27 protein-coding genes are annotated in these 26,451 nt (G+C 65.4%); 14 read left to right on the forward strand and 13 right to left on the reverse strand.

What is annotated here, in order from left to right:
• The first annotated feature begins 142 nt into the window (after nt 1-142).
• The 4 genes from XH87_RS27510 to XH87_RS27525 all read left to right on the forward strand — a co-directional run bounded on the left by XH87_RS27510 (nt 143) and on the right by XH87_RS27525 (nt 4,275).
• A complete protein-coding gene (locus XH87_RS27510; protein ID WP_271589628.1) occupies nt 143-982 on the forward strand; it encodes a cysteine rich repeat-containing protein in 840 nt (279 codons plus the stop codon).
• A gap of 134 nt (nt 983-1,116) precedes the next feature.
• Entirely contained in the window at nt 1,117-1,332 is a 216-nt protein-coding gene (locus XH87_RS27515) for a hypothetical protein (protein WP_035708335.1), read from the forward strand.
• Between the two features lie 193 nt (nt 1,333-1,525).
• Entirely contained in the window at nt 1,526-2,665 is a 1,140-nt protein-coding gene (locus XH87_RS27520; protein WP_271589629.1) for an FAD-dependent monooxygenase, read from the forward strand.
• Nucleotides 2,662-4,275 carry a benzoate-CoA ligase family protein gene (locus tag XH87_RS27525; RefSeq protein WP_271589630.1) on the forward strand — a complete coding sequence of 538 codons (1,614 nt, stop codon included), beginning with the start codon at nt 2,662-2,664 and terminating at the stop codon, nt 4,273-4,275. The genes XH87_RS27520 and XH87_RS27525 overlap by 4 nt, the downstream gene beginning before the upstream one ends.
• Before the next feature lie 195 nt (nt 4,276-4,470).
• On the opposite strand, the gene XH87_RS27530 is transcribed toward XH87_RS27525, so the two are convergent.
• The gene (locus tag XH87_RS27530) at nt 4,471-4,983 is read right to left on the reverse strand and encodes a MarR family winged helix-turn-helix transcriptional regulator (RefSeq protein ID WP_271589631.1); all 513 of its coding nucleotides are present in this window, start codon (nt 4,981-4,983) and stop codon (nt 4,471-4,473) included.
• Complete coding sequence (gene maiA / locus XH87_RS27535; RefSeq protein ID WP_271589632.1) at nt 4,973-5,605, reverse strand: maleylacetoacetate isomerase; 633 nt, start codon at nt 5,603-5,605, stop codon at nt 4,973-4,975. The genes XH87_RS27530 and maiA overlap by 11 nt, the downstream gene beginning before the upstream one ends.
• A 205-nt stretch (nt 5,606-5,810) precedes the next feature.
• Here maiA and gtdA point away from each other — a divergent pair, with 205 nt between their 5' ends.
• Complete coding sequence (gene gtdA, locus XH87_RS27540) at nt 5,811-6,851, forward strand: gentisate 1,2-dioxygenase (RefSeq protein ID WP_271589633.1); 1,041 nt, start codon at nt 5,811-5,813, stop codon at nt 6,849-6,851.
• Nucleotides 6,852-7,019: 168 nt separating this feature from the next.
• On the opposite strand, the gene XH87_RS27545 is transcribed toward gtdA, so the two are convergent.
• The 4 genes from XH87_RS27545 to XH87_RS27560 form a co-directional block, all read right to left on the reverse strand.
• Nucleotides 7,020-7,841, reverse strand: coding sequence for an ABC transporter permease (locus tag XH87_RS27545; RefSeq protein WP_271589634.1), 822 nt, complete (start codon nt 7,839-7,841; stop codon nt 7,020-7,022).
• Nucleotides 7,834-8,607, reverse strand: a complete 774-nt coding sequence (locus tag XH87_RS27550; protein ID WP_271589635.1) for an ABC transporter ATP-binding protein — start codon at nt 8,605-8,607, stop codon at nt 7,834-7,836. Before XH87_RS27550 ends, XH87_RS27545 begins: the two co-directional genes overlap by 8 nt.
• A 150-nt stretch (nt 8,608-8,757) precedes the next feature.
• Nucleotides 8,758-9,762, reverse strand: coding sequence for an ABC transporter substrate-binding protein (locus XH87_RS27555; RefSeq protein WP_271589636.1), 1,005 nt, complete (start codon nt 9,760-9,762; stop codon nt 8,758-8,760).
• Nucleotides 9,763-9,796: 34 nt separating this feature from the next.
• Nucleotides 9,797-11,164: an FAD-dependent oxidoreductase gene (locus tag XH87_RS27560; RefSeq protein WP_271589637.1), complete on the reverse strand. Its 1,368-nt coding sequence runs from the start codon at nt 11,162-11,164 to the stop codon at nt 9,797-9,799.
• Between the two features lie 110 nt (nt 11,165-11,274).
• Between XH87_RS27560 and XH87_RS27565 the strand changes: the two genes are divergently transcribed.
• Together XH87_RS27565 and XH87_RS27570 are read left to right on the forward strand one after the other, a co-directional pair.
• Nucleotides 11,275-12,159 carry a LysR family transcriptional regulator gene (locus tag XH87_RS27565; RefSeq protein WP_271589638.1) on the forward strand — a complete coding sequence of 295 codons (885 nt, stop codon included), beginning with the start codon at nt 11,275-11,277 and terminating at the stop codon, nt 12,157-12,159.
• 190 nt (nt 12,160-12,349) lie between these two features.
• Nucleotides 12,350-12,613: a hypothetical protein gene (locus XH87_RS27570; RefSeq protein ID WP_271589639.1), complete on the forward strand. Its 264-nt coding sequence runs from the start codon at nt 12,350-12,352 to the stop codon at nt 12,611-12,613.
• 3 nt (nt 12,614-12,616) lie between these two features.
• On the opposite strand, the gene XH87_RS27575 is transcribed toward XH87_RS27570, so the two are convergent.
• The gene (locus XH87_RS27575; RefSeq protein WP_271589640.1) at nt 12,617-13,420 is read right to left on the reverse strand and encodes an enoyl-CoA hydratase-related protein; all 804 of its coding nucleotides are present in this window, start codon (nt 13,418-13,420) and stop codon (nt 12,617-12,619) included.
• A gap of 154 nt (nt 13,421-13,574) precedes the next feature.
• Between XH87_RS27575 and XH87_RS27580 the strand changes: the two genes are divergently transcribed.
• Nucleotides 13,575-14,549 carry a ketopantoate reductase family protein gene (locus tag XH87_RS27580; protein ID WP_271589641.1) on the forward strand — a complete coding sequence of 325 codons (975 nt, stop codon included), beginning with the start codon at nt 13,575-13,577 and terminating at the stop codon, nt 14,547-14,549.
• A gap of 3 nt (nt 14,550-14,552) precedes the next feature.
• Here XH87_RS27580 and XH87_RS27585 read toward each other — a convergent pair whose 3' ends face one another.
• The 3 genes from XH87_RS27585 to XH87_RS27595 all read right to left on the reverse strand — a co-directional run bounded on the left by XH87_RS27585 (nt 14,553) and on the right by XH87_RS27595 (nt 17,638).
• Nucleotides 14,553-15,227 carry an alpha/beta hydrolase family protein gene (locus XH87_RS27585; protein WP_271589642.1) on the reverse strand — a complete coding sequence of 225 codons (675 nt, stop codon included), beginning with the start codon at nt 15,225-15,227 and terminating at the stop codon, nt 14,553-14,555.
• Between the two features lie 114 nt (nt 15,228-15,341).
• A complete protein-coding gene (locus tag XH87_RS27590; protein ID WP_271589643.1) occupies nt 15,342-16,898 on the reverse strand; it encodes a long-chain-fatty-acid--CoA ligase in 1,557 nt (518 codons plus the stop codon).
• Nucleotides 16,895-17,638, reverse strand: a complete 744-nt coding sequence (locus XH87_RS27595; RefSeq protein ID WP_271589644.1) for a TetR/AcrR family transcriptional regulator — start codon at nt 17,636-17,638, stop codon at nt 16,895-16,897. The genes XH87_RS27590 and XH87_RS27595 overlap by 4 nt, the downstream gene beginning before the upstream one ends.
• A gap of 88 nt (nt 17,639-17,726) precedes the next feature.
• Between XH87_RS27595 and XH87_RS27600 the strand changes: the two genes are divergently transcribed.
• From XH87_RS27600 to XH87_RS27620, 5 genes are read left to right on the forward strand one after another with little or no spacing between them, the layout of a single operon-like run.
• A complete protein-coding gene (locus XH87_RS27600) occupies nt 17,727-18,908 on the forward strand; it encodes a lipid-transfer protein (RefSeq protein WP_271589645.1) in 1,182 nt (393 codons plus the stop codon).
• Nucleotides 18,909-18,913: 5 nt separating this feature from the next.
• On the forward strand, nt 18,914-19,369 hold the full coding sequence (locus tag XH87_RS27605) for a MaoC family dehydratase N-terminal domain-containing protein (RefSeq protein ID WP_271589646.1): 456 nt from the start codon (nt 18,914-18,916) through the stop codon (nt 19,367-19,369).
• Nucleotides 19,366-19,776 (forward strand): MaoC family dehydratase, encoded by a 411-nt coding sequence (locus tag XH87_RS27610; protein WP_271589647.1) that lies wholly within the window; start codon nt 19,366-19,368, stop codon nt 19,774-19,776. Before XH87_RS27605 ends, XH87_RS27610 begins: the two co-directional genes overlap by 4 nt.
• Before the next feature lie 20 nt (nt 19,777-19,796).
• A complete protein-coding gene (locus XH87_RS27615) occupies nt 19,797-20,624 on the forward strand; it encodes an SDR family NAD(P)-dependent oxidoreductase (protein WP_271589648.1) in 828 nt (275 codons plus the stop codon).
• Between the two features lie 13 nt (nt 20,625-20,637).
• Nucleotides 20,638-21,783, forward strand: coding sequence for an acyl-CoA dehydrogenase family protein (locus tag XH87_RS27620; protein WP_271589649.1), 1,146 nt, complete (start codon nt 20,638-20,640; stop codon nt 21,781-21,783).
• 8 nt (nt 21,784-21,791) lie between these two features.
• On the opposite strand, the gene XH87_RS27625 is transcribed toward XH87_RS27620, so the two are convergent.
• Nucleotides 21,792-22,784, reverse strand: coding sequence for a helix-turn-helix domain-containing protein (locus XH87_RS27625; protein ID WP_271589650.1), 993 nt, complete (start codon nt 22,782-22,784; stop codon nt 21,792-21,794).
• 140 nt (nt 22,785-22,924) lie between these two features.
• Between XH87_RS27625 and XH87_RS27630 the strand changes: the two genes are divergently transcribed.
• On the forward strand, nt 22,925-23,650 hold the full coding sequence (locus tag XH87_RS27630) for an alpha/beta fold hydrolase (protein WP_271589651.1): 726 nt from the start codon (nt 22,925-22,927) through the stop codon (nt 23,648-23,650).
• Nucleotides 23,651-23,686: 36 nt separating this feature from the next.
• Here the strand turns inward: XH87_RS27630 and XH87_RS27635 are convergent, their stop codons facing one another.
• Together XH87_RS27635 and XH87_RS27640 are read right to left on the reverse strand one after the other, a co-directional pair.
• Entirely contained in the window at nt 23,687-24,826 is a 1,140-nt protein-coding gene (locus tag XH87_RS27635) for an amidohydrolase/deacetylase family metallohydrolase (protein ID WP_271589652.1), read from the reverse strand.
• Nucleotides 24,827-24,977: 151 nt separating this feature from the next.
• Nucleotides 24,978-26,438, reverse strand: coding sequence for a catalase (locus XH87_RS27640; RefSeq protein WP_271589653.1), 1,461 nt, complete (start codon nt 26,436-26,438; stop codon nt 24,978-24,980).
• Nucleotides 26,439-26,451 lie beyond the last annotated feature (13 nt).

Below are 26,451 nucleotides of genomic sequence, written 5' to 3' on the forward strand. Positions count from 1 at the left end.
CCACAATCCGCTTGCGATGGCGGACAAAGCGGCCAATGATGCCGTGCATCGCCCGGCTCGCAACGATTGCAATCGCATCACCTTTTTAAGAGCGTCGAACGGCGGTTCGAGCGCTCGATCCATAGGGCAGGAAGTCATCCAGATGTTCGCGATATTGAAGCATGGCTCCACACGCAGCACGTTGCTGGCGGCAGTGCTGTTCGCAACCGCAACACCGATCTTTGCGCAGGCGCCGACCGACGCGCAGAAGAGCGCGATCCGGTCCGCGTGCCGCTCGGATTTCATGGCGCACTGCTCGAGCGTGACGCCGGGCGGCGTGGAGGCGTATCAATGTCTGAAGAAGAACGTTTCGAGCCTGTCATCGGGATGCCAGACCGCGGTTCGCGCCGTCGAGCCCGCCGCAGATTCGAAGACCGAGGTCGCTCCGGCCGCGCCGAAAACCGAGGCTGCACCCAAGGTCGAACCAACGCCCGCTGCGCCGAAGGTCCAGGCGGCGCCTGTCCCTTCCCCCGCCGAGCCTGCCAAGCCCGCCGCGCCGGCGGCGGCGCCAAAGGCTGCTCCCGCCAAACAACCGAGCAGCGCGCAGGTCTCCGCCATCAAGAGCGCCTGCCGGTCCGACTATCCGAAAGTCTGCGCCAGCGTGCCGCCGGGCGGCGCCCCCGCGCTCGAATGCCTGGAGAAGAACAAGGCAAGGGTCTCGCCGACCTGCCAAAGCGCGCTGAGCGCGGCATCCGGCGGTGCGGCGGCTACCGCGGCGCCTGCAGGTGCCGCGCCCGCCGCGGCGCCGACCACGATCGTGCTGCGGCCATTGCTGCCGCGCGAGGAACTGTTCATCGTCCGGTCGGCCTGCGGCGCCGATATCCGCACGCTCTGCGCCGGTGTGGCGCCGGGAGGCGGCCGGATCATCCAATGCATTTCCAACCGGGCGGCATCGCTCTCGCCGGCCTGCAGGGACGTGCTCGCGCCTTTCGCCGCGAGATAAGACGGAGCGGGCGATTTTCGTCCGCAAGAAAATGAATTGCGGCATGCGCGACCGAATGTTCGCACGCCGAGGCGTGACTTCGCAGGTACTTTCTCGAGGCGCAATTTCGATGACGACAAGACTGGGAGGACGACATGCGTTCATTGCTGCTCATCGCTTCTGCTCTCTTCGCCTTCGCCGCGACCATGACGTTCGAGACCAATGATGCCAATGCGGTGGTGTGCGCCCGCGGCGTTTATCGCGCCGGCTGCGCCGGTCCGAACGCGGCCGTCGTGGTCCGCAAGCCCGTGCCCGCGGTCCGTTGCACCAGGGTGCTGGTGAACGGGGTCTATGTGAAGCGCTGCGTCTGACGCCGCCCGGGTGGCCAATCCGGTTCGGCTTGGCTATGCTTGCACGAGACTGCTTCGGACACGCGCCAAATGCGCGCCCCGAGGGAGAGCTTCGGCGCGCCCGCCTTTGCCGATAATTCCGCTGGCGCCGGGCGCCGGAGCACATTAGTCTACCCCTAGATAGTAAGTATACTGTCAATTAGGGAGGCAGACGTTGCGGATCGCCGTGATCGGCGGGGGGCCCGGTGGGCTCTACTTCGCCTATCTCTGGAAGAAGCGTCATCCCGAGGATCAAGTCGACCTGTTCGAGCAGAACCCGGCCGACGCGACCTGGGGCTTTGGCGTCGTTTTCTCCGACCAGGCCCTGGAGTTCCTCGGCGCCGACGACCCCGAGACGGTCGATGCGATCGCCCCCCATATGGAGAGTTGGGAGAACATCACGCTGAACCTGCACGGTGACAGCGTCGCCATCGACGGAGTCGGCTTCTCCTCGATCGGGCGCCTCGAGCTCCTCAAGTTGCTGCAGCAGCGCGCGCTCGATGTCGGCGTCACGCCGCGCTTCGACACGCAGATCCAGACAACCGACCAGCTCGACGGCCACGATTTGATCGTCGCCGCCGACGGGCTGAATTCGCTGGTGCGCCGCGCCTTTGAGGGCGATTTCGGCACCTCGCTGTCCTACTCCTCTAACAAGTTCGTCTGGTACGGCACCTCGAAACGCTTCGACACGCTGTCGCAGACCTTCGTGAAGACCGACCGCGGCGCCTTCAACGCCCATCACTACCGCTATTCGCCGGGCATGAGCACCTTCCTGGTCGAATGCGATCACGCCACATGGCAGGCCTATGGCTTCGCCTACAAGGACGTCGAGCAGTCCAAGGGTGTCTGCGAGGAGGTGTTCGCCGACACGCTTGGCGGCCACTGCCTGGTGTCGAACAAGTCGGTCTGGCGCAACTTCCCCTGGGTCTGGAACGAGCACTGGTCGTTCAAGAACATGGTGCTGATCGGCGACGCGCTGCATTCCGCACATTTCTCGATCGGCTCGGGCACGCGGCTCGCGATCGAGGACGCGATCGCGCTGGTCAAGGCGCTGGAATCGGATGTGCACCTTGCGACCGCGCTGCATCGCTATCAGGCCGCGCGCAAGCCCATCGTACAGAAGCTCGTCGACGCCGCGCGCACGAGTGCGTTCTGGTACGAGCACTTCGCCGAGCACATGAAGCTTCCCCTGCTGGATTTCGCCTACAGCTACATCACCCGCTCCGGCCGCATCGACGATTCCCGGCTGCGCGCGATGTCGCCGGCCTTCATGGCCCGCTACGAGGCGGACAAGAACGGCGGAGATGCCGCATGAGCAACGAGATTTTCGACCGGGTGCCCGCGGATGGCGCGGGCGCGCGCGAGATCGGCTTTGCCGTTCCCGACATCTACAATGCCAGCCGCGTGCTGTTCGACAATCTGGGCAAGGGCCGCGGCGACAAGCCTGCGCTCATGGGCCCGGCAGGCATGCGGACCTATGCCGAGCTCTGCGGCGAAGCCTGCCGCTGGGGCAACGGCTTCGCCTCGCTTGGCCTCGAGCGCGGCGACCGCGTGCTCTTGTTCCTCGACGACACGCCGGCCTACCCGGCCGCGTTCTTCGGCGCCGTTCGTGCCGGCTTCGTGCCGCTTCTGATCAACACGTTGACGCCGCCGGATCTGCTGCAATTCTATCTCGCCGATTCCGGCGCGCCGGTTGCGGTCGTGGATGCCGAGTTCGCGGCGCGCTTCAATGCGGAAGCTTGCAGGGACACCGGGCTGCGGATGCTGATCGTCGCCAATGGCGAGGCGGGCGATCACGCGGCGCCACGGGCGGTCGCGGCGGCAAGCTGGCTCGCGCAGTTCCCGACCGAGCTGGCGGAAGCCCCGACGCACCGCAACGAGATGGCGTTCTGGATGTACTCCTCCGGTTCGACCGGACGGCCCAAGGGCATCGTGCATCTGCAGCACGACATGGCCTACACCGATGCCGCCTTTGCGCAGAACGTGCTGAAGCTGACGCCGGAGGACATCTGCTTCTCGGTGCCGAAGATCTTCTTCGCCTACGGCTTCGGCAACTCCGTCACCTTCCCGTTCTCGGGCGGCGCCGCGACGCTGCTGTTGCCGGGCCAGCCGAAGCCGGCGTCGATCTTCGCGGCGATCGAGCAGTACAAGCCGACGGTCTTCTTCGGCCTGCCGACGCTCTACACCTCGCTGACCAGGGCCGAAGGCGCGGACAGGACGAATTTCTCGTCACTGCGTCTGGCGCTCTCCGCAGCCGAAGTGCTCTCGGCGGAGGTCTTCAACGGCTGGAAGACACTCACGGGGCTCGAGATCGTCGAAGGCCTCGGCTCGACCGAGGTGCTGCACATCTACCTGTCCAATCGCGAGGGGCAGAAAAAGCTTGGCGCCGCCGGCCTGTGCGTGCCCGGCTACGAGGTCGCGCTGCGCGACAAGGACGGAAACGAGGTCGGCGACAACGAGGAGGGCATCTTGTGGGTCCGCGGCGATTCGAACACGCCGCTGTACTGGAACCGGCCGGACAAGTCCGCGGAAACCATTCGCGAGGGCGGCTGGATCTACACCGGCGACCGCTTCGTCCGCGATGCCGACGGCTTCCATTTCTTCCGCGGCCGCGCCGACGATCTCATCAAGATCTCCGGCCAATGGGTCTATCCGCTCGAGGTCGAGCTGTGTCTCGCCGACCACCCCGATATTCGCGAATGCGCGGTGTTCGCGGCCGAATTGCCGGACCGGCGGATGACGCTGAAGGCGGTGGTGGTGATGAACAACCGCGCTGTCGACCGGGGCGAGGCGACGCGCAGGCTGCAGGACTATGTGAAAGGCAAGCTGTTGCCGTACAAATATCCGCGCGAGGTGATCTTCATCGACGAGCTGCCGAAGACGGGCACGGGGAAAATCGACCGGCAGGCGTTGCTGCGGATGTAGCCAATGGCGCCGCCTCACTCTCGGTGTCGTGCCTGCGAACGCAGCGACCCATACGCCGCAGCAGCAATTGTTTCGCGAGATGGTCATCGCCTGTCTTCGCCAAACTCCTGCTGCGGCGTATGGGTCCCGGCTCGGCACTTCGCTTGTCCGGGACGACGGCGGAGAATGAGGCGACAGTATCGCCCCACACTCTCCTCACCCGGTCTTGCCCAAATGCTCCAGCGCGTCCTCGGCCCGCAGCGGCACGCGCGAGGCCTCGTTGTTGAGGTCGACGAGTTGCATCACCAGCCCCATCAGCGCCTTGCGCTCAGCGGGCTGCAGCGGTTCCAGCATGCGCGCCTGGGCGCGTTCGACGGCGGGGATGATCTCGCGCAGGATCGCCGCGCCTGACTTGGTGAGATAGAGCAGCTTGATCCGCTTGTCCTCGGGTGCCGGCTTGCGCTCGATATAGTCCTTGGCCTGCAACCGTTCGATCACGCTGCCGAGCGTGGAGCGGTCGAAGGCGATCACCGCCGAAAGCCGCGTCGCGTCGATCCCGGGGTGGGTATGAATCGCGATCAGCGCGGCATATTGCACCGGGGTCAGATCGAACGCCTTGCACTCCTCCATGAAGATCGAGACGGCGATCTGCTGCATGCGCCGGAACAGATAGCCTGGCGCGGCATAGACCGCGTCCATCGTGATCGGAGCGGCAGGCTTACTCGGCATCGGGCTGCTTCTCCGGTGCGGCATCGGCAAACGCCGGCAGCGCCTTCGCGGCGGCCTCGGCCTTGAGCAGACGCGGATAAGCGGAGACTTCGACGCCGAAGCGGCGCGCATTGGCGAGCTGCGGCACGAGGCAGAGGTCGGCAAGCGTCGGCGCATCGCCGAAGCAGAACGGGCCCGGCTCGTCCCTGATCAGCGTCTCGCAGGCCGACAGGCCCTCGCGATTGACCCAGGCCGCCCAGTCCTGGACCTTCTCCTCGGGCAGGCCGAGCTCGCGCAGCCGCGCCAGCACTTTCAGGTTCTGCACCGGATGGGTGTCGCAGGCGATCGCGAGCGCGAACGCCCTCACCTTGGCGCGGCGAAGCGGATCCTTCGGCAACAACGGCGGATTGGGGTGTGTCTCGTCGAGCCATTCGATGATGGCCACCGATTGGGTCAGCACCGTGCCGCCCTCGCTCTCCAGCGCGGGCACGAGACCCTGCGGGTTGATGGCGAGATAAGCGGGCGCGCATTGCTCCCCCTTGCGAAGATGATGCGGCAGATGCTCGGCTCCGAGCCCCTTCAGGTTCAGCGCGATCCGCACCCGATAGGCGGCGCTGGAGCGGAAATAGCCGTGCAGCTTCATCGAGACCTCCCCGTTTATCTGTCGTTCCGGGGCTCGCGAAGCGAGAACCCGGAACCTCGAGATTCTCAGGTGCGCAAGTGCGCACCATAGTTCGGCTCTTCGAGCCGCCCCGGAATGACGGTGACCTTGTATGCCCTTCCTCACGTTGACGCTAGCCAGATCGTCAGTATACTGTCAATCAACAAGACGATCGGGAGCAGCAGCCATGGAAGCCGTGACCAAGACGCCGGAACGCGAGGCGTTCTACAAGAAGATCGACGGCGAAAATCTCACCGCACTCTGGACGGTGATGAGCGACCTGATCACGCCGGAGCCGAGAAGCGCCTGTCGTCCTCACCTCTGGAAGTTCGATGTCATCCGCGACTACATGACGGAGGCCGGCAAGCTGATCACGGCCAAGGAAGCTGAGCGGCGCGTGCTGGTGCTGGAGAACCCCGGCCTGCGCGGCCAGTCCAAGATCACGACCTCGCTCTATGCCGGCGTGCAGATGGTGGTGCCCGGCGACGTCGCGCCGGCCCACCGGCACAGCCAGTCGGCGCTGCGCTTCGTGCTCGAAGGCAAGGGCGCCCATACCGCCGTTGACGGCGAGCGTACCGCGATGGAGCGAGGGGACTTCATCATCACGCCGTCGATGACCTGGCACGATCACTCCAACGAGACCGATCAGCCCATGTTCTGGCTCGACGGCCTCGACATTCCGCTGGTGCAGTTCTTCGACTGCTCCTTTGCGGAAGGCTCGAAAGAGGACCAGCAGAAGATCACGAAGCCCGCGGGCGACAGCTTCGCGCGCTACGGTCACAATCTGCTGCCCGTCGACGTCAAGCGGAGCTCGAAGACCTCGCCGATCTTCAGCTATCCCTACACCTACACGCGCGAAGCGCTGGAGAGGGCCCGCGCGAGCCAGGAGTGGGACGCATGTCACGGGCTCAAACTGAAGTTCAGCAACCCCGAGACCGGCGATTTCGCGATGCCGACCATCGGCACGTTCATCCAACTGCTGCCCAAGGGTTTCAAGACCGCGCGCTATCGGGCGACGGACGCGACCGTGTTCTGCCCGATCGAAGGCAAGGGGCGCAGCCGGATCGGCGATACTGTCTTCGAATGGGGCCCGCGCGATCTGTTCGTGGTGCCGAGCTGGCACTGGGTGACGCACGAAGCGGACGATGACGCCGTGCTGTTCAGCTTCTCGGATCGCCCGGTGCAGCAGAAGCTCGATTTGTTTCGCGAGGATCGCGGCAACGCGTGAGGGTCGCGGTATTGGCCTCACCCTCGATGTCGTCCCGGACAAGTGAAGCGCAGATCCGGGACCTATAGCCCCAGGGAGAAGTTTGACGAAGATCTTCGCCGTTGTGACGTTCGTCCCAGACAGATCACGCGGTATGGGTCCCGGCGTTCGCCGGGACGACAGCGGAATTCACCGCCAGTGCAGCAGCCGCGTTTCCAGCCAGCCGATCACCTTCCCCACCGCAAGTCCAAACACCGACAGGATCACCACGCCCGCGAGCAGTTGATCGGTCTGCATCAGATTGCCGGCCTGGAGCACGAAGGCGCCGATGCCGTATTGCGCGCCGATCATCTCGGCGCTGACGACGAGCAGCAGCGCGACGGAGGCGGTGATGCGGAAGCCGGCGAGGATGGCGGGCAGCGCGCCCGGCCAGATCACCCTGCGCACGATGGTTGCGAACGGCACGTTGAAGCTCTGTGCCATTCGAATGAGGTTGCGCGGCACGGCGTCGACGCCGCTGTAGACCGAGATCGCGGTCGAGAAGAACACCCCTAACGCAATGGTCGCGATCTTCGGCTCTTCGCCGATGCCGAGCCAGAGGATCAACAGCGGCAACAGCGCGATCTTCGGGATCGGGAACAGAGCCGAGATGAAGGTGATGCCGACGCTGCGTGCGAGACGCGACAAGCCGATGGCGAAGCCGACGGCGACGCCGGCCACTGTCCCCAGCAGCCAGCCGACGCCGATGCGCAAGAGCGAGGCGGACAGATGCTGCCAGAGCGCGCCTGACATCGCGAGCCGGTAGATCGCGCGCGCGATCGCCGAAGGCGCCGGCAGGAACAGCGGATTGACCAGGCCGGTGCTGCCGGCGGCCTGCCATATGGCGATTACTAGTGCGAGCGCGATCCAGCCGCCAAAGCGGCTGCTCGCCGGAACGAAGCCGGCGCCGCGAAAGCGGACGCGCCGGGTCGCAGTGTCCTTCGCAATTTCGGCCGGCGCGCGGTCAAGCATGCTGGACCTCGCGTTCAGCGTCGATCGCCTCGTTGCGGATCAGCGACCAGATCTGGTTCTGGAGCGCAAGCAGCCTTTCGCGCGCCGCCGCTTCGCCGCGCGCCGCGCGCGTCATCGGCACGGCCACGACCTCGCGGATACGTCCCGGCCGCCGCGACAGCACCACGATGCGGTCGGCAAGTCGTGCGGCTTCCTCGAGATTGTGGGTGACGTAAACCGCACCCATGCCGCCGTCGGCGAGCAGGCGAACGAAGTCTTCCATTAGGAGCTCGCGGGTCTGCGAATCCAGGGCCGACAACGGCTCGTCCATCAGCAGGATCGCGGGCCTCACCGCAAGCGCGCGGGAGATTCCGACGCGCTGGCGCATGCCGCCCGAGAGCTGCTTCGGATAGGTCTTGCGGAAATCGGTCAGGCCGGTGCGGCGCAGGGCGTCCTCGACCAGCGCGCGGCGCTGTGCGGCCGAGAGCTGGGTGTGCAGCAGCGGGAATTCGACGTTCTCCTCCACCGTGGCCCAGGGAAGCAGCGCGAAATCCTGGAACACGAAGGTGAGCGGATTGAGACTGTCCGCCGGCGGCGCGCCACGCAGCTCGGGCGCGCCGGAGGTCGGCAGCAAGAGGCCGCCCAGGATCGACAGCAGCGTGCTCTTGCCGCAACCGGAGGGACCGACGATCGCCACCACCTCGCCGGCACCGACGGTGAAGGAGACGTCGTCGAGCACGGCGAGATCGCCGAAGCAATGGGAGATGCGGTTGGCGATCAGGTCCATTCGATTTCCTCTGTGCCCCACTCCGTCATTCCGGGATGGTCCGAAGGACCAGACTGCAGGTGCGCAATTGCGCACCGGGGAATCTCGAGATTCTCAGGTGCGCAAGCGCGCACCATGGTTCTCGCTTCGCGAGCCCCGGAATGAGAGAGATCAATCCGCCTTGACATAGTCCTTGGCGATGATCGCATTGGCATCGAAGCCCTTGTCGGCAAAGCCCTGCTCCTGCAGCCATTTGATCTGGTTGTCGACGTTCTTCACGTCGAGCTTGCCGTCGGGATCGATATAGGCGCAATTGCCGACCACCTGCTCGACCGGCAGATTGGTGTACTTCGCGATGATCTCCAGCAGCGGTTTCGTCTGCTCGTTGATCGGCGCGACGCCGTCCTTCATCGCGGCGAGGATGACATCGTGATATTCGCGGTCGGCCTTGGCGAGCGCACCGAGCAGCTTCGTCACCAGCGCCTTGTTGGTCAACGTCTTCGGCGAGGCGAACACCGCTCCCAGCTGCCACGGCGTCTCGTCGCCGACCCAGCCGAGGAATTTCGCGCCGCCTTCGTCCATCAGTTTTCGCGCGGTGGAGACCGGCAGCAGCGCCGCATCGACAGTCTCGCCCTTGAGCGCAGCCGCCGCATTCGACAGCGATTGCAGCGGCACGATCTTCACATCCGCGAGCTTGAAGCCGTATTTATCGGCGAGCAGGCCCAGCGAATAGTGAAAGGACGAGCCGACCTGCGTCATCGCCACGCGCTTGCCCGCGAGGTCCTTCGGCGTCTTCAGGCCGGCGGCATAGGCGTTGTTGCTGGCGAAATAGCCGATCAGGGGATAGCCGGGCTTCTCGCGGCTCATGCCGCCGATCACCTTCAGCACACCCTTGCCGGCGAGATTGTAGAGGCCGGCGGTGAAGGCGGTGACGCCGAAATCGACATCGCCCGAGGTGGTGGCGACCGCGATCGGCTGCGCCGCGTCGAAGAATTTCAGCTCGACCTCCAGGCCGGCCTCGCGGAAATAACCCTTGTCCTGCGCGATGAAGACCGGCGCGGAAGAGGACAGGCGGAGCACGCCGATCCTGGCCTTCAGCGCATCCTCGGCTCTAGCACCGCCCATCGCCGTGATCGCCAGAAGGCCCGCAAGCGCGAGCCGAATTATCCCGATCATCTCGTCTCCTCCGCCGTCGTTCTCTTGCAGTCCGTTACAGGCCTTGGGGCACCGCCTGGTCCCGTCCGATGAAGGCGCCCAGTTGTTTCAACGTTTCCTGCAATTTTTCAATGGGGATGTCACGCGGGATCCGGTTTCCGGAGAGCGCCAGCGCGGCGGCGGAACCGGCGGCCTCGCCCATCACGAAACAGGCACCGGAGACTCGCGCGGCCGACTGGCCCTCATGGGTCATGGAGGCACAGCGGCCGGCGACCAGGAGATTGTCGACGCCTTCGGGCACCAGCATCCGGTAAGACAGCTCGTTATAGCCGCGCGATTCCGGAATTGGCGGAAACGTGAAGACAACGTCGCCGGGAACATGGGCCTCGATCGGCCAGCCATTGACGCCGATGGAATCCTCGAACGACGCACAGCCGAGCACATCCTCGCCGCTGAGCTGATAGCCGCCCTTGATGCGGCGGGTCTCGCGGATACCGAGTTGCGGCGGCAGATCGACGATGTAGGATTTTTCAAAGCCCGGCACAGTGCTGCGCAAAAACTCGTACGCCGCGAGCGCCTGCTTGCGGCCCTCGATCTCGCCACGGGTGAGATCGTCGGGCTCGATGCCGTTGATGGCGTGGCCGTCCTCGCGCGCAACCTGGGTAAAGTTCACCCGCCATTCGATGCCCGATTTCTGCGGCCGTACGATGGCGCTCTTGCGCGGGAATATGTGCGTGCCGGCAGCGAGCGCCTTCTCCATCAGTTGCGGAATGGTCCGCCAGGCCTCGCCCGCTTTCTCGGGATCGATGCCGTTGAGGCGGAGCATCATCGAGGGATAGAGCGGATGGCCGTGCTCGTCGCCGATTTCGAACGGAGCACCGGCCCACGCGGCGAGATCGCCGTCGCCCGAGCAGTCGATGAAGATTTCCGATCGGACCGCCTGCCGGCCGGCCTTGGTCTCGACCAGCAGCGCATCGATGCGGCGGTCATCGCTCATGACGACGCCAGCGCCGAGGGCGTGGAATAGGATGTGCACCTGGTGGCTGGCGAGCAGCTCGTCGGCCGCGATCTTGTAGGCAGCGGTGTCGTAGGCCTGGGCAAACACCTTGCCGAGGATCAGATGCGGCGCGTTGAGGCCACCCAGCCGATCGATCCGCGCCAGCAGATCCGACGCCATGCCCTGCACCAGCCGCCGGTGCTCGCCATGGACATTGCCGTGCAGGCCGCAGAAATTCGTGACGCCCGCGGCCGTACCCATGCCGCCGAGGAAGCCGTAGCGCTCGATCAGCAGCGTCTTCCGCCCCGCGCGCGCCGCCGAGGCCGCCGCGACAATGCCGGCCGGGCCGCCGCCGAGCACGACGACTTCATACTCGCCATAGAGCGGCACCTTTCGTGCCGGCTCTTCGATCATCGTGGCCCGCATGGCGCATCCGCTCCCGAAATCTCTTGCTTGCGGCGACTATGAATTAACGCGAGGGAGCATACAATCCACCAAAATACGCGATCAGCTTTCGCGAATCGAGAAAGGTCGACATGGACATCCTGGTGAACCTGCAGGCTTTCCTCGCCACCGCGGATGCGGCCGGATTCTCCGCCGCCGCGCGAAAGCTCAATGTCTCGACGTCGGTGGTCGCCAAGCGGGTCACGCAACTGGAGGCACGGATCGGCACGCCGCTGTTTCATCGGTCGACACGGCAGTTGCGGCTCACCGAAGCCGGGCGGCGCTACGTGCATCGCGCACGCGGCGTCGTCACTGATGCCAACGACCTGCTCTCGCGCATGGGCGAGAAGGACCACGATCTCGTCGACCACCTCCGCATCAAGGCCCCGACCTCGCTGACAGTGGCGCGGCTTGCGGACGCCTTCAGCGTGTTCCAGACCCAGAACCCGCGGCTGAAGCTCGAGATCGTGCTGATCGATCGCCCGGTCGATCCGGTCACCGAGGGATTTGACATCGCGATCGGCGCCTTCCCGCATTCGTTCGGCGGCGTCGTCGACGAGCCGCTGTGTCCGCTGAAGCGGCTGCTCTGCGCCTCGCCGGCTTACTTGAAGAAGCACGGCACGCCAAAACATCCGCGCGATCTCGTCGAGCATCGCTGCCTCAGCTTCCTGCCGACCGGTCCCGAGTGGATCTTTGACGGCCCGCGCGGCCGCATCAGCATCCAGGTCAGTCCGTTGCTCTCCTCCAACGAGGGCCATGTGCTGGCGCGCAGCGCGATCGCCGGCAACGGCATCGCACTGATCTCGCATTACCTCGTCGCGGAGTCCTTACGCGACGGCACGCTCAAGCCGGTGCTGCGCGACTTTCCGATTCCCGAATTGTGGGTGAAGGCCGCGATCCCCGAGCGGCGGCGCAACGCCGCTGCGGTGCAGGCGCTGCTCGCCCTGCTGAAAACGTCACTGGCGCGGTCGCTGTAGGCTGCGTCGCGAAGGTGTCACAAGATGCCGGTTGCTCCCGCAGAATGGACCTGAGAGAAGGTGCGCCAAGTACGCGGAGGCCGTAGCCCGCATGAGCGAAGCGATATGCGGGACCGCTCGCTGCATTCCCGGACGCCGCTTCGCTCATCCGGGCTTACATGTGCCGCACTCATCTCAACGAACGGATTCGATGCTCTTGAAACATGCCCTGCCCGCCGTCCTCGCCCTCGCGCTCTCGGCCACGCCCGCCACAGCCCTCGAGCAGAACTGCCGCTTCATCCGGGAAAAGCCCGATCGCGAGGCCTGCTACAAGCGTCAGGAGGAAGAGCTGGCTGCAATGCGCAAGCCTGCACCTGCGACCGACGAGGGCAAGACACTCGAAACGCTGCGCCGGATGCGGCAGGACGACGACGCGGTCTATCGCAGCATCAGCAACATCTGCCGCGGCTGCTGACGTTCAGCCTTTTGCGCCGCCCCAATTCGCCGCCCGCTTCTCCGCGAACGAGGCCAGACCCTCCGCCGCCTCCGCGCTCTGGCGCTTGAGCGAGTGCAGCTGCACGAGCCGATTGTAGGCGGCATCGTCCACTGCCATCCCGCCGAACGAGCTTTCCAGCGCGAGCTTCTTGGTTTCAGCCATCGCCTCCAGCCCGTTGGCTAGCAGCTGCTCGACCACCTTCGCACCTGCGGCCTCGAGTCCAGCGAGCGGCACCACCTCGTGGACGAGGCCGATGCGGCGGGCGTCCTCGGCGCCGAAGCGCTCGCCGGTGAGCGCATAGCGGCGGACTTGCCGGATACCGATGGCGTCGCAGAGCTGCGGGATGATGATCGCGGCGGTCAGGCCCCAGCGCACCTCGGTGATCGAGAACAGCGCGTTGTCAGCGGCGATCACGACATCGCAGGCCGCGATCACGCCCGTGCCGCCGCCGAAACAGCCGCCCTGCACCAGCGCGACCGTCGGGATCGGCAAGGTGTTAAGCCGCTGCACGGCCTCGAACGTCGCCCGCGAGGCCGCCTCGTTGGCATCGGTCGATTGCGGCCGCACGCTGTTAATCCATTTGAGGTCGGCGCCGGCCTGGAAATGCTTGCCGTTCCCCCTGAGCACGACGACGCGCAGGTTCGGCTTTCTGCCGAGATCGTCCATGGCCGCGAGCACGCCTGATATCAGCGCGCCGTCATAGGCGTTGTTCACTTCCGGCCGGTTCAACGTGACGGTCGCAACCCCGCGTTCATCTGATGTCCACAGGACAGGGCTGGCAGTCATCGGCGATCCTCCGGTCATCTTGTTTGCCGCGCACTATGCCGAGGCGGCGCGTCCTGATCCATATCTTTCCGGCGTGGGGCGGCCGCGTCCATCGCATGGCGGCTTGTGTCATGCTGGTGCCGGAGCGGCACCATGGGATAGGTACGGGATCATCATGCGCATCTGCATTTTCGGCGCGGGCGCCGTCGGCAGCCACATTGCGGTACGGCTGGCGCGCGCCGGCCACGAGGTCAGTTGCGTGATGCGGGGGGCGCATCTGGAGGCGGCTCGCGCCAATGGTCTCAAGCTGCGCGTCGGCGATTCCGAGGTCGGCGCCAAGGTGAACGCATCAGGCGATCCGGCCCAGCTCGGCCCCCAGGACGTCGTGATCTCGACGCTGAAGGCCACGGCGCTTCAGGGGCTGGTCGGCAGCATCAAGCCGCTGCTCCTGGACGACACCGCGATCGTGTTCGCGCAGAACGGCATTCCATGGTGGTACGGCATCGGCCTGCCGCCGCGGCATCCGACGCCGCCGGACATTTCCTTCCTCGATCCCGGCGGACGCCTGCGCGCCTGCATCCCGAAGGAGCGGATCATCGGCGGCGTCGTCTTCTCCTCCAACGAGGTCACTGCGCCCGGCGTGGTGCAGAACCTGACGCCGGACCGCAATCGCCTCCTGATCGGGGAATGCGACGACCGCAATTGCGAGCGCATCACGAGGCTGCGGGGCATCTTCAACGACGCGCGGCTGGAATCCCCGCCGGTGGCCGAGATCCGCGAGGCGATCTGGTCAAAGCTGCTGACCAACATGTCGCTGTCGGTGCTGTGCCTGCTGACCGGCCAGACCGCGCGGGGCGTGCGCGACGATCCCGCCTTCACCGAAGTCATTCCGCGCATGCTGAACGAGGCCAACGAGATCGCCCAGCACTTCATTCCCGAGGTCAAGCGCGTGACCCGCAGCGGGCCCGCCCCCAACCACAAGCCGTCACTGCTCCAGGATTATGAGCTCGGTCGCGCCATGGAGATCGACGTTCTGGTGAAGGCGCCCCAGGCCTTCGCGCGCACCGCCGGCCTGTCGACGCCGACGCTCGACCTGATCGCCGCGCTCGCGATCCAGAAGGCGCGCGACAAGGGGCTCTATTCCGCGTGAGCTTCAGGAGAGTTGGTCGATCCAGGCCGCGAGCGTATCGAGTACCTCAGTGAGCGCCTCGTCATTCGTCCGGCCCGACTTCTTCAACACCGCAAACGAGTGATCCCCGCCTTCGACCTGGTGCAACGTCGCCTGCGACCCGAGCTTCTCGACGACAGGCTCGAGGTAGCTCAGATCGGCAAGTCCATCGCGCGTGCCTTGCAGGAACAGCATGGGGACGGTGATACCAGCGAGGTGCTCGGCGCGCTCGGATGAAGGCTTCTTGTCGGCATGCAGGGGAAAGCCGAGGAAGGCGAGCCCTTTGACCTCGGGCAATGCAGCCTTGGACTGCGCCTGCGAGGTCATGCGCCCGCCGAACGACTTTCCGCCCGCCACCAGCTTGAGACCGGGGCAGAGCCGCGCCGCCTCCGCGACCGCCGCTCGGATGGCGGCGTGCGCGACTGCGGGCTGGTCGGGACGCCCCTTCTTCTCTTCCATGTAGGGAAAATTGAAGCGAAACGTCGCAATGCCGCGGTCCGCGAGGCCCGCCGCGACCTTTTCCATGAAGGAATGCCGCATATCCGCACCGGCGCCGTGCGCGAGGACGTAGCAGACGCGCGCATGGGCCGGCAGCGTCAGAATCGCGGAGACCGCGCCGTTGCCTTCGATGTCGAGCTTGAGCTCTCGCGTCCCGACCAAGACTGAATATTCCCGAATGGATCGCGCCGATGCTACCTGCGCGACCGCGATCTGGGAACATGAAACTTCGCGCGCTCGTCGCGGACGTGCGTACCTCGACGCGAGCGGCAGCCGTCAGCTGACCCGCCGTTCCCGACCTTCCCAGAACGGCCTGCGCAGCTCGCGCTTCAGCACCTTGCCGGCGCCCGACAGCGGCAGCGGTGTCTCTGTGATCTCGATGCTGCGGGGACATTTGTAGCCCGCAATCAACGTCTTCGTGAACTCGATCAGCTCGCCGGCCGAAACCTCCGCGCCGCTGCGCTTGACCACGACGGCGTGGACCTGCTCTCCCCATTGCTCGTTGGGAACTCCGATGACGGCGCATTGCAGCACCGACGGATGCTGCGCCAGCGCGTTCTCGACCTCGACCGAATACACGTTCTCGCCGCCCGAGATGATCATGTCCTTCACGCGGTCGACTACGTAGATGAATCCGTCCTCGTCCATGTAGCCGCCATCGCCCGTGTGCATCCAGCCGTCGACGACGGCGCGCGCGGTCTCCTCCGGCCGTTCCCAATAGCCCAACATCACGGTGTCGCCGCGTACCACGATCTCACCGACGGCTCCTGCCGGCACCGGCTGGTCATTCTCGTCGACGATCCGCACCTCGCAGCCGAGCGTGGCGCGGCCCGCACCGCGATGACGTCCCTTCCTGCGCCCCTCCCCGACATGCTCGTTCGCATGCAGCAGCGTCGCGATCGGCGACAATTCGGTCATGCCATAGGCCTGCGTGAAGCGCACATGCGGCAATGCGCGCGCGGCACGGTCGAGCACCGCCTCGCTGATCGGCGAGGCCCCGTAGATGATGTGCTTGAGCGACGACAGGTCGTAGTTTCCGATCGCGGGGTGATCGACGAACATCTGGATCATCGTGGGCACCAGCAGCACGTCGGTCACGCGCTCGTTCTGCATCGCAGCCATCACGCCTTCGGGCGTGAAGCCCTGAACGATCACGTTTGAGCCGCCGGAGAGCAGCAGCGAATACATCGCCGCGCCGTTGGCGAGGTGAAACATCGGCGCCGCATGCAGATAGGTCGTGCTCGCCGGAAACAGTCCTTCGCCGAGAGCATTGAGCGCGTTGGCCATCAGGTTCTGGTGGCTGAGCATCACGCCCTTGGCACGCCCGGTCGTGCCACCGGTGTAGAAGATGCCGGCGAGGTCGTCGCCCTTGCGCATGGCATCGGCAACCGGAGCGCTGCCCGCGACCAGATCCTCATAGCTCTCCATGCCGGCCGCCACCTCGCCGTCGTCGGCATAGATCAGCTTCAGCCCCGGAATGGCGCCGGCGAGCTGCGCGCCAACCTGCGCAAAGGCCTTGTCGACCAGCAGAACGGAGGCACGGCAGTCGCGCAGCGCGTCCTCGTTCTCCAGGGCACTCCAGCGGATGTTGAGCGGCACGATCACGCCGCCCGCCCAGCCGGTCGCCAGATAAAGCTCGAGATAGCGGTCCGAGTTGAAGGACAGCACGGCGACGCGATCGCCGTCCCGCACGCCGCGCGTGCGCAGGCCGCCGGCGAGCCTCGCGACGCGTTCACCGAGCTCGCCCCAGCTGCGGCGCCGCTGACCATAGACGGTGGCCAGCCCCTTCGGGTTGATCTGCAGCGCGCGCCGCAGCCCATGCGTGACGTTCATCGCGTTCCTCCTCCTGTACGCTTCTTCCCTGGTGCTTTGCGTCCTGAGTTGCGCCGTTGCGGCGTCCTCGGCGTCTTCTTTGTCATCTGCTGCCGGCTCTCGGTCGCCAGGCCTTCCGTCAGCCGAACCGTGAACTCGTCGGCGATTTCGCTCGGCGACAGCGCGCCGTCACGGCGATACCAATGGCCGATCCAGTTGAGCGCGCCCGCGATCGCGAACGCTGCAAGCTTGGGATCGCAAGGCCTGATCGAGCCGTCGTCGATCCCGCCGGAAATATACTTCCGGAACGTGGCGTCGATCCGCTTCTTGGCGGCGCGCGCGACACCGGCGTTCCGCTCGGTCAGGTCGCGCAGATCGAAACGCACCAGGCTCGCGCCGAAATCGGTCGCCATCAGCGCGGCATAGGCGCGCACCAGCTTGCGCAGCTTGGCGAGGCCCGAACCGCCGCCAGCGTCGATCTCCGTGATGACGCTGTCGACAAGCTCGGCGCCCATCGACCAGCACTCGAACAGAATCTCGTCCTTGCCCCGGAAATAATTATACAGCGCCGGCTTGGTGATGTTCAGCCGCTCGGCGACCTCGTTCAGCGTCACGCGATGATAGCCCTGCTCCAGGAACAGCTGCACGGCGGCGCGCAGCACCGCCTCGCGCTTCTCGTCGCGGGCACGGCGGCGGCTCTCGAACGGCAGCCAGGGCGAGGACGGCGACGATGAGGGCGAAACGGGCGGCGCTGAATCCATGCTGGATCGGTTGACTCTCGGGGGCATCGACCGATATGTTACCCATGGGTAAGAAAAAGTCCAATGGGTAATTTATTTGGAGGAAGCGATGTCTGACGTCATCGTTGCAGGGGTCGGCATGATCCCCTTCGCCAAGCCGGGTGCCAGCGCGCCCTACCACGAGATGGGGACGGAAGCGGCCAAGCTCGCGCTCGCCGACGCAGGCCTCGGCTACGAGAAGGTCGAGCAGGCCTATGTCGGCTACGTCTACGGCGATTCCACCTGCGGGCAGCGCGCGCTCTACCCTGTCGGGATGACCGGCATCCCCATCGTCAACGTCAACAACAATTGCTCGACCGGCTCGACCGCGCTGTTCATGGCGCGGCAGATGATCGCGAGCGGCGCACTCGACTGCGTGCTGGCGGTCGGCTTCGAGCAGATGAAGCCCGGCGCGCTCGGCAGCGTCTACACCGATCGCCCGAGCGCGTTCGAGGAATTCGACGCGACTGCGGACCAGCTGATCGACGCCCCCGGCATTCCGCTGGCGCTGCGCTATTTCGGCGGCGCCGGGCTCAGCCACATGAAGAAATACGGCACCCCGCTCGACGCCTTCGCCAAGGTGCGCGCCAAGGCGAGCCGCCATGCCAGGAACAACCCGCTCGCACTCTTCCGCAAGGAGGTCACGGCCGACGATGTTATGAACGACCAGGTGATCTGGCCGGGCGTGATGACGCGCCTGATGGCGTGCCCGCCGACCTGCGGTGGCGCCGCCGCCGTGCTGGTGTCCGAGCGGTTTGCCGACAAGCACGGCATCGGCAAGCAGGTGCGCATCGTGGCGCAGGCCATGACCACCGACACGCCGTCGACCTTCAAGGCCGGCGACATGATGCAGCTGGTCGGCTACGACATGGCAAAGGAGGCGGCAAGCCGCGTTTATGAAAGCGCCGGCATCGGGCCCGACAATCTCGACGTGGTCGAGCTGCACGATTGCTTCGCCCACAACGAGCTCATCACCTACGAGGCGCTCGGCCTCTGCGGCGAGGGCGAAGCCGGCAAGTTCATCAATGACGGCGACAACACCTATGGCGGCCGGATCGTGACCAATCCGTCCGGCGGATTGCTGTCGAAGGGACATCCGCTCGGCGCCACCGGGCTTGCGCAGTGCTACGAGTTGACGCGCCAGCTGCGCGGCACCGCCGGCGCCACGCAGGTCGAGGGTGCCAAGGTCGCGCTGCAGCACAATCTTGGCCTCGGCGGCGCCTGCGTCGTTACGCTCTACAAGCGGCACTGACAAACATGGTCGATCAGTCCGCCGTAGGGCGCAGCTTCACGCCCGTCACCGCGCGGGTGGAGCCGGGCCGCCTCCGCTATTTCCACAATACGCTGGGTGAAGAGAACCCGGTCTACCGCAACGCGGATGCGGCGCGGGCGGCCGGATTCAACGGCATGCCGGTGCCGCCGACCTATTTGTTCTGCCTGGAGATGATGGACGTCGACGACCCCTTCGAAATGTTCAGCGCGCTCGGCATCGATCTCGCCCGCGTGCTGCATGGGGAGCAGAGCTTCGCCTATCACGCGCCGGTTCTGGTCGGAGACACCCTGACGTTTCGGCCGCGTGTGACCAGCGTGACGGACAAGAAGGGAGGTGCGATGACGCTGATCGGCATCCGGTGCGAGGTGACCAACCAGGACGGCGTGCATGTCGCCGATACCGCGCGCACCATCGTCATCCGCAACGAGGTGGCGTCATGACGGCACGCGATGACATCAAGGCCGGCGACCGCATCGTCCACAAGGTCTTTCCGCCGATCACCCGCCATACGCTCGCGCTCTATTGCGGCGCATCGGGCGATCACAATCCGATCCACGTCGATATCGACTTTGCCAAGGCGGCCGGATTTCCAGACGTGTTCGCCCACGGCATGCTGGTCATGGCCTATCTCGGGCAGGCGCTCACGGATGTCGTGCCGCCCTCGAAGCTCCGCGGCTTTTCGACCCGGTTCGTCGCGATCACCCAGCTCGGCGCCAAGCTGACATGCGAAGGCACAGTGACGGAGCTCTTCGCCGAGGGTGGTGAGCGCCGCGCACGGCTCGCACTCACCACCCGGGACGATCGCGGCGAGGTCAAGCTCGAAGGCAGCGCAACCGTCGCGCTGTAACAGCAAAGGGACCCATTCGAATGGTAAAACTGCAGGGAAAGGTCGCGCTCGTCACCGGCTCGGGCCGCGGTATCGGGCGCGCGATCGCATTGAAGCTCGCGCACGAGGGCGCCAGGGTGGTCGTCAATGACCTCGATGCCGAGCCCGGCAACGCCGTGGTGGCGGAGATCAAGGCGCTCGGCGGCGACGCCGCCGCCGTGAATGGCAGCGTCTCGGAAGCGGGCTTCGCCGACCGCTTCGTCGGCGCCGCGCTGGACAAGTTCGGCGGCCTCGACATCATCGTCAACAATGCCGGCTACACCTGGGACTCCACCATCCAGAAGATGACGGACGAGCAGTTTCAGGCCATGCTCGACGTCCATCTCGTCGCGCCGTTCCGGATCTTGCGCGCGGCCGCCGAGCCGATCCGTGTCTTTGCCAGGAAGGAAGCCGAGGAAGGGCGCGAGGTGTTCCGCAAGGTCGTGAACATCTCCTCGATCGCAGGCCTTTACGGCAATGCCGGACAGGCAAGCTATTCCTCGGCCAAGGCCTCGCTGATCGGGTTGACCCGAACCATGTGCAAGGAATGGGGCCGCTACAAGGTCAACGTCAATTGCGTCGCCTTCGGCCTCATCAATACCCGCCTGACCCAGCCGATCGAGGCGCAGCAGAAGACCATCGACGTCGCCGGCCGCGACATCAAGGTGGGCGTGCAGCCGCACATGCTGGAGGCCATGTCGCGGATGATTCCGCTCGGCCGCGGTGGCACGCCGGAAGAGGCAGCCGACGCCGTCTATCTGTTCTGCAGTCCGGAATCCAATTATATCAGCGGCCAGGTGGTCGTCGCCGGTGGCGGCCTGATTGTCTGAGAGCGAGGCGCTGATGCATTATCGATCGTCATGGATGACCGAAGAGCTGGACACGTTCCGCGACCAGTTCCGGAAATATCTCGCCAAGGACCTGGCGCCGCACGCCGAAAAATGGCGCGAGCAGAAGATGGTCGACCGTTTCGCCTGGCGCGGCCTCGGCGAGATGGGCGCGCTGCTGGCAAGCGTGCCGGAGGAATATGGCGGCCTGGGCGCCACCTTCGCCTATGACGCCGCGGTGCTCGATGATCTCGAAAGCACGGTGCCGGAGCTGACCACCGGCGTCTCCGTGCACAGCGCCATCGTCGCGCATTACATCCTCAATTACGGCTCTGAGGAGCAGAAGAAGCGCTGGCTGCCCAAGATGGCCTCCGGCGAGATGGTCGGCGCCATCGCCATGACCGAGCCCGGCACCGGCTCGGACCTGCAAGCCGTGAAGACCACGGCCAGGAAACAGGGCAATTCCTACGTCATCAACGGCCAGAAGACCTTCATCACCAACGGCCAGGCTGCCGATCTCGTCATCGTGGTCGCACGCACCGGCGATGCCGGCGCGAAAGGCATCTCGCTGATCGTGGTCGAGACCGCGGGTGCCGACGGCTACAAGCGCGGGCGCAACCTCGACAAGATCGGCCTGCATGCGTCCGACACGTCCGAGCTGTTCTTCGACAACGTCACGGTGCCGCCAGAAAACCTGCTCGGCAAGGAAGAGGGTCAGGGTTTCGTCCAGCTCATGCAGCAATTGCCGCAGGAGCGGCTTGCGCTTGCGGTCGGGGCCGTCGCCGCGATGGAGCGCGCGGTCAAGCTCACCACCGATTACACCAAGGAGCGGAAGGCGTTCGGCAAGCCGCTGATGGATTTCCAGAACACCGCCTTCACGCTGGCCGAGCGCAAGACCGAGGCGATGATCGCGCGCGTCTTCGTCGACTGGTGCATCGAGCGCCTGATCGCCAAGGACCTCGACACCGTCACCGCGTCGATGGCGAAATACTGGTGCTCGGAGAAGCAGGTCGAGACCGCCGACGAATGCCTGCAGCTGTTCGGCGGCTACGGCTACATGCAGGAATATCCGATCTCCCGCATCTTCATCGATTCCCGCATCCAGAAGATCTATGGCGGCACCAACGAGATCATGAAGCTCTTGATCGCGAGATCGCTGTAACCCAAGCGTCAGCTGCTCGGCTTCGCCGCGCGCCAGTCGCGCGGTCGGCAGCCAAAGCGCTGTTTGAAGCGCCGCGTGAAGTGGGAGAGGTCCGAGAAGCCCCAGTCGAACGCGATGGCGCCGATCGCGCGATCAGCCATTGCGGGATCCCCGAGATCCCTGGCCGCGCCGTCGAGCCGGTGGTCGATGACGTAATCGGTGAAGCTGGAGCCTGATCGCGCCAGCAGCTTGTGGACGTATCGCTCGCTGATGCCGACGGCCTCGGCGACATCGGCAACCGCAAGGCCGGGCTCACGGAGCCGCCGGTGAATGGCACGCTTCAGCGCCAGCGTGGTCGCGTCGGCAAGACTCTCGGACTCCGCAGCGCCTGCCCGGCTGCGACGCGACAGGCTCACGGCGACCAGCTCGATCAGAACCCGGAACAGCCGCACGCCCTCGTCTTCGGTCATGCGCAGCGCGCCGTCGCTGAGCATGCGCGTGGTCTCCACGATGAGATGGCCGACGAAGGGATCGTCGGAGACGCGCGCTGCTCCGACGTCGAAGGAGGTCGGCAGGCGCTCGCGCAAGGCTTCTGCCGGCACCCAGAACGAGGCAACGCGCAATTGTGGTCCGCGGTCGTGCAGAAGCGCGAACTGCCGATCACTGTCGAAGATGCCGACCTGTCCCGACGAAAGGCTGATCTCGCGATCATCTTGCTGGATGCGACAGCGGCCCTCCACCTTCAGGTTGAGGTAGAAGCAACTGCGGTCCGATGCCGCGATGTCGTGCGCAGAGCGCCGCACCACGTGTTCGGGAAAGCTGACGCGGTTGATCGCGCCATCGCCGAGGCGGATGTGCTCGACGCTGGCCGGAAAGCCGGCTGCGGCCGCCGGCTCCGGCGTCAGATTCATGAAGGCCTGGCAGATCGCCTCGCGATAATAGGCGAATTGCTCGTCCAGCCGCACGCCCACGGTGTTCCAGGCCGATTGGCGAGACGGAATGGCGCGCTCGATCTGCTGCATCGGTTCACTCCGAGACCAATCCGGTTCACTTCCAGCCAAGCGGCAAATCAGTCGCCAGTCCACAATTGGGGCGCGGCAGCACCGCACCGCCCAAAGCGGCGCGGCCTCAATCTAACCACGTCCTCGGGAGGAGCCACAACATGTCGACCTACGTTCTCGTCCACGGCGCCTGGCACACCGGAGCCGAGTTCGAGCCTGTCGCCGCGCCGATCCGCGCCGCCGGCCATCAGGTTCATACCCCCACCATCAAGGGCAACCGTCCGGGCGACGCCAAGACCACAGGGCTGAAGGAAGCGATCCAATCGATCGCCGACTACCTCGCCGAGAACAATCTGAAGGACGTCATCCTGCTCGGCCATTCCTATGGCGGCATGGTCATCACCGGTGTCGCCGACCTCGCGCCGGAGCGCATCCGCCGCCTAGTCTACTGGAACGCCTTCGTGCCCAACAACGGCGAATGCCTCAACGACATGGTGCCGCCGCACTATGTCGGGCTGTTCGACGCCATCGCGGCCGAGCGCGGCGACGGCTCCGTGGTGCTGCCCTTCCAGATCTGGCGCGACGCCTTCATCAACGATGCCGATCTGGAGACGGCGCAGCGCGCCTATGACGTTCTCAATTCGCATCCGCTGGCGACCTTCACCGACAAGATCGCGCTCAAGGCCAGTCCGGCGGAGATGCCGCTGGCCAAATCCTACATCAACTGCACCGAAGACACCGCGCTGCCGCACAGCCATGGCTGGCATCCGCGTCTGTCGGAGAAGCTCGGCCTGTTCCGTCTGGTGCAGGTACCCGGAAGCCATGAGCTCTGCTTTACCGACCCGGCACGGCTCGCCGATGCGATCATGGAGGCGGGACGGGACTAACAGCGCGCCCTGATGCCCCTCTCGATCCGTGGCAGCTCAATTCGGATACCACCAGCGGCCGCCGATGACGACGCCTTCGGAGACGATCTTGCGGTCGCCGATCAGGTGCTCGCCGACGACGTCTTCATAGTCGAACTGGCCCTGCCTGATCGAGATCAGCGTGGCGTCGCCCACGCTGCCCGGCTTGAGGCTGCCGAGCTCGGGGCGGCGCAGCGCCATCGCCGCGTTCACGGTCGAGGCCGCGATCACGTCCGGCAGCTCCATGCCCATGCACAGGAATTTCGACATGGTCGTGACCTGGTCGTAGGCCGGGCCGTCGATGCAGAGCTGATGGATGTCGGAGGAGATGGTGTCGGGATAGAAGCCGTTGGCGAGCATCGCCCGCGCGGTCTTGAACGCGAACGAGCCCTTGCCGTGGCCGATGTCGAACAGCACGCCGCGCTCGCGCGCATCCAGCACCGCCCTCTTCACCGTGCCCTGCGCGGTGGCCGGCGTGTTGGGGAAGGGACGGAACGCGTGGGTCAGCACGTCGCCGGGCCGCAGACGTGCCAGCACCTCCTCATAGCTCGGCGGCGGGTGGTCGATATGAGCCATCAGTGGCATGCCGACCTCGTTCGCAACCTCCAGCGCAATATCGAGCGGCACGGCCCCGGAGGTGCCCGAGGAATGCAAGCCCACGCGCACCTTGATGCCGACGATGAGATCGCGATTGGCATCGGCGACCTTGGCCGCGTCGACCGGATTCATCAGCCGCAGCTCCTCGCTTTCGCCGACCATGATCCGGTGCGAGAAGCCGAAGATGCCGGCATGCGAGACGTGCAGGTAAGCGAGGATGCGAACCTGGCTCGGCTCGATCACATGCTTGCGGAAGCCGGCGAAATTGCCGGGCCCGGCGCTGCCGGTATCGACCGCCGTGGTCACGCCGGAGAGACGACAGAATTCCTCGGCATCGATGCCGAGCGAGGTGCCGCCCCAATAGACATGGGTGTGGAGATCGATCAGCCCCGGCGTCACGATGAGCTGCGAGACGTCGCGCACCTCGGTGCCCGGATCCGTCTTGAGCCCGCTGCCGATCGCAGCGACCTTGCCGCCAGAAAAGGCGACATCGGTCACGGCATCGAGCTTCTGGGACGGGTCGATCACCCGCCCCCCGCGCAGGATCAAGTCGAAAGGCATCGTTGTCTCCGGATCTAGCTGTGAGGCGGCCTATTGGTCAGCCGAGAGGAGGGACTCCCCACACTTCTAGCAATTTTTGCGCCGGAGTCCTTGGCAAACCGAGACGAAGACCCATGACAAATCAGCAGTCCCGGGCATGCCGTCGATGCACCTATTCGGAGCGAGCCGTGGCAAGGCGCATCAGCGCTTTGCGGACACCGGCGCCATAGGCCGGATCGGCTTTCGTGCAGTTCGCGATGTGGCGCTCCTGGATGTGGATGGCGGCACTGCCGACGGCGCGCGCCGTATTGTCGAACATGACCTGCCGCTGCGCCGCGTTCATCTTGCGGAACAGGTCTCCGGGCTGCTGATAGTGGTCGTCGTCGACCCGATGATCCCAGTGGGCAGCTGCGCCCTCAATCTCCAGCGGCGGCTCGTTGAGGTCGGGCTGATCGGTCCATTCGCCGTGACTGTTCGGGAAGTAGCTCGTCGTCCCACCCAGATTGCCGTCGGTCCGCATTGCGCCGTCGCGATGATAGCTGTGATACGGACATTTCGGGGCATTGACCGGAATCAAATGATGGTTGACGCCGAGGCGATAGCGCGCCGCGTCTCCATAAGACAACAGACGAGCCTGCAGCATCTTGTCGGGCGAGAAGCCGATGCCGGGCACGACATGGGCCGGCGAGAAGGACGCCTGCTCGACCTCCGCGAAGACGTTTTCGGGATTCCGGTTCAGCTCGAAACAGCCGACCTCGATCAGCGGAAAGTCCGCCTTGGGCCAGACCCTGGTCAGATCGAACGGGTTGAACGGAAACGCCTTGGCTTCTTCATCGGTCATGACCTGCACGAACATGGTCCAGCGCGGAAAATCGTCACGCCCTATGCTCCCGAACAAATCGCGCTGATGAGACTCGCGGTCCTTGCCGACGAGCGCCTCGGCATCAGTGTCCGTCAGGTTCTCGATGCCCCGCTGCGTGCGGAAGTGAAACTTCACCCAGGTCCGCTCACTGGCAGCGTTGAGGAAACTGTAGGTATGGCTGCCGAACCCGTGCATGTGACGATAGCTCTTGGGAATGCCGCGCTCGCTCATGACGATGGTGACCTGATGCAGCGCTTCCGGCAGCAGCGTCCAGAAGTCCCAATTGCTGTCGGCGCTGCGCATTCCCGTCCGCGGGTCGCGCTTGATCGCGTGATTGAGGTCGGGGAAACGCAGGGGATCGCGGAAGAAGAACACCGGGGTGTTGTTGCCCACCATGTCCCAGTTGCCTTCCTCGGTGTAGAACTTGAGCGCAAAGCCGCGGATGTCGCGCTCGGCGTCGGCCGCGCCGCGCTCGCCGGCGACGGTCGAGAACCGCGCGAACATCGGCGTCTGGTTGCCGACTTTCGAGAAGATCTTCGCCTTGGTGTAGCGGGTGATGTCATGGGTTACGGTGAAGGTGCCGAAGGCACCCGATCCCTTGGCATGCATCCGCCGCTCGGGAATCACTTCGCGGTCGAAATGAGCCAGCTTCTCGATCAGCCAGATGTCCTGAAGAAGGGCGGGGCCGCGACGCCCCGCGGTCATGATGTTCAGATTGTCGCCGACGGGAGCGCCGGTCGCGTGCGTGAGACGGGGTGGCTTGTCGCTCATGTGATGATTCCCG

It is taken from the genome of Bradyrhizobium sp. CCBAU 53415 (assembly GCF_028128735.1).
Lineage (GTDB): Bacteria > Pseudomonadota > Alphaproteobacteria > Rhizobiales > Xanthobacteraceae > Bradyrhizobium.

Excerpts from the sequence above, each read along its gene's own strand:
- XH87_RS27510 (WP_271589628.1), top strand. The coding sequence starts at position 143 with ATGTTCGCGATATTGAAGCATGGCTCCACACGCAGCACGTTGCTGGCG.
- XH87_RS27515 (WP_035708335.1), top strand. The coding sequence starts at position 1,117 with ATGCGTTCATTGCTGCTCATCGCTTCTGCTCTCTTCGCCTTCGCCGCG.
- XH87_RS27525 (WP_271589630.1), top strand. The coding sequence starts at position 2,662 with ATGAGCAACGAGATTTTCGACCGGGTGCCCGCGGATGGCGCGGGCGCG.
- XH87_RS27530 (WP_271589631.1), bottom strand. The coding sequence starts at position 4,983 with ATGCCGAGTAAGCCTGCCGCTCCGATCACGATGGACGCGGTCTATGCC.
- maiA (WP_271589632.1), bottom strand. The coding sequence starts at position 5,605 with ATGAAGCTGCACGGCTATTTCCGCTCCAGCGCCGCCTATCGGGTGCGG.
- gtdA (WP_271589633.1), top strand. The coding sequence starts at position 5,811 with ATGGAAGCCGTGACCAAGACGCCGGAACGCGAGGCGTTCTACAAGAAG.
- XH87_RS27545 (WP_271589634.1), bottom strand. The coding sequence starts at position 7,841 with ATGCTTGACCGCGCGCCGGCCGAAATTGCGAAGGACACTGCGACCCGG.
- XH87_RS27550 (WP_271589635.1), bottom strand. The coding sequence starts at position 8,607 with ATGGACCTGATCGCCAACCGCATCTCCCATTGCTTCGGCGATCTCGCC.
- XH87_RS27555 (WP_271589636.1), bottom strand. The coding sequence starts at position 9,762 with ATGATCGGGATAATTCGGCTCGCGCTTGCGGGCCTTCTGGCGATCACG.
- XH87_RS27560 (WP_271589637.1), bottom strand. The coding sequence starts at position 11,164 with ATGCGGGCCACGATGATCGAAGAGCCGGCACGAAAGGTGCCGCTCTAT.
- XH87_RS27565 (WP_271589638.1), top strand. The coding sequence starts at position 11,275 with ATGGACATCCTGGTGAACCTGCAGGCTTTCCTCGCCACCGCGGATGCG.
- XH87_RS27570 (WP_271589639.1), top strand. The coding sequence starts at position 12,350 with ATGCTCTTGAAACATGCCCTGCCCGCCGTCCTCGCCCTCGCGCTCTCG.
- XH87_RS27575 (WP_271589640.1), bottom strand. The coding sequence starts at position 13,420 with ATGACTGCCAGCCCTGTCCTGTGGACATCAGATGAACGCGGGGTTGCG.
- XH87_RS27580 (WP_271589641.1), top strand. The coding sequence starts at position 13,575 with ATGCGCATCTGCATTTTCGGCGCGGGCGCCGTCGGCAGCCACATTGCG.
- XH87_RS27590 (WP_271589643.1), bottom strand. The coding sequence starts at position 16,898 with ATGAACGTCACGCATGGGCTGCGGCGCGCGCTGCAGATCAACCCGAAG.
- XH87_RS27595 (WP_271589644.1), bottom strand. The coding sequence starts at position 17,638 with ATGGATTCAGCGCCGCCCGTTTCGCCCTCATCGTCGCCGTCCTCGCCC.
- XH87_RS27600 (WP_271589645.1), top strand. The coding sequence starts at position 17,727 with ATGTCTGACGTCATCGTTGCAGGGGTCGGCATGATCCCCTTCGCCAAG.
- XH87_RS27605 (WP_271589646.1), top strand. The coding sequence starts at position 18,914 with ATGGTCGATCAGTCCGCCGTAGGGCGCAGCTTCACGCCCGTCACCGCG.
- XH87_RS27610 (WP_271589647.1), top strand. The coding sequence starts at position 19,366 with ATGACGGCACGCGATGACATCAAGGCCGGCGACCGCATCGTCCACAAG.
- XH87_RS27615 (WP_271589648.1), top strand. The coding sequence starts at position 19,797 with ATGGTAAAACTGCAGGGAAAGGTCGCGCTCGTCACCGGCTCGGGCCGC.
- XH87_RS27620 (WP_271589649.1), top strand. The coding sequence starts at position 20,638 with ATGCATTATCGATCGTCATGGATGACCGAAGAGCTGGACACGTTCCGC.
- XH87_RS27625 (WP_271589650.1), bottom strand. The coding sequence starts at position 22,784 with ATGCAGCAGATCGAGCGCGCCATTCCGTCTCGCCAATCGGCCTGGAAC.
- XH87_RS27630 (WP_271589651.1), top strand. The coding sequence starts at position 22,925 with ATGTCGACCTACGTTCTCGTCCACGGCGCCTGGCACACCGGAGCCGAG.
- XH87_RS27635 (WP_271589652.1), bottom strand. The coding sequence starts at position 24,826 with ATGCCTTTCGACTTGATCCTGCGCGGGGGGCGGGTGATCGACCCGTCC.
- XH87_RS27640 (WP_271589653.1), bottom strand. The coding sequence starts at position 26,438 with ATGAGCGACAAGCCACCCCGTCTCACGCACGCGACCGGCGCTCCCGTC.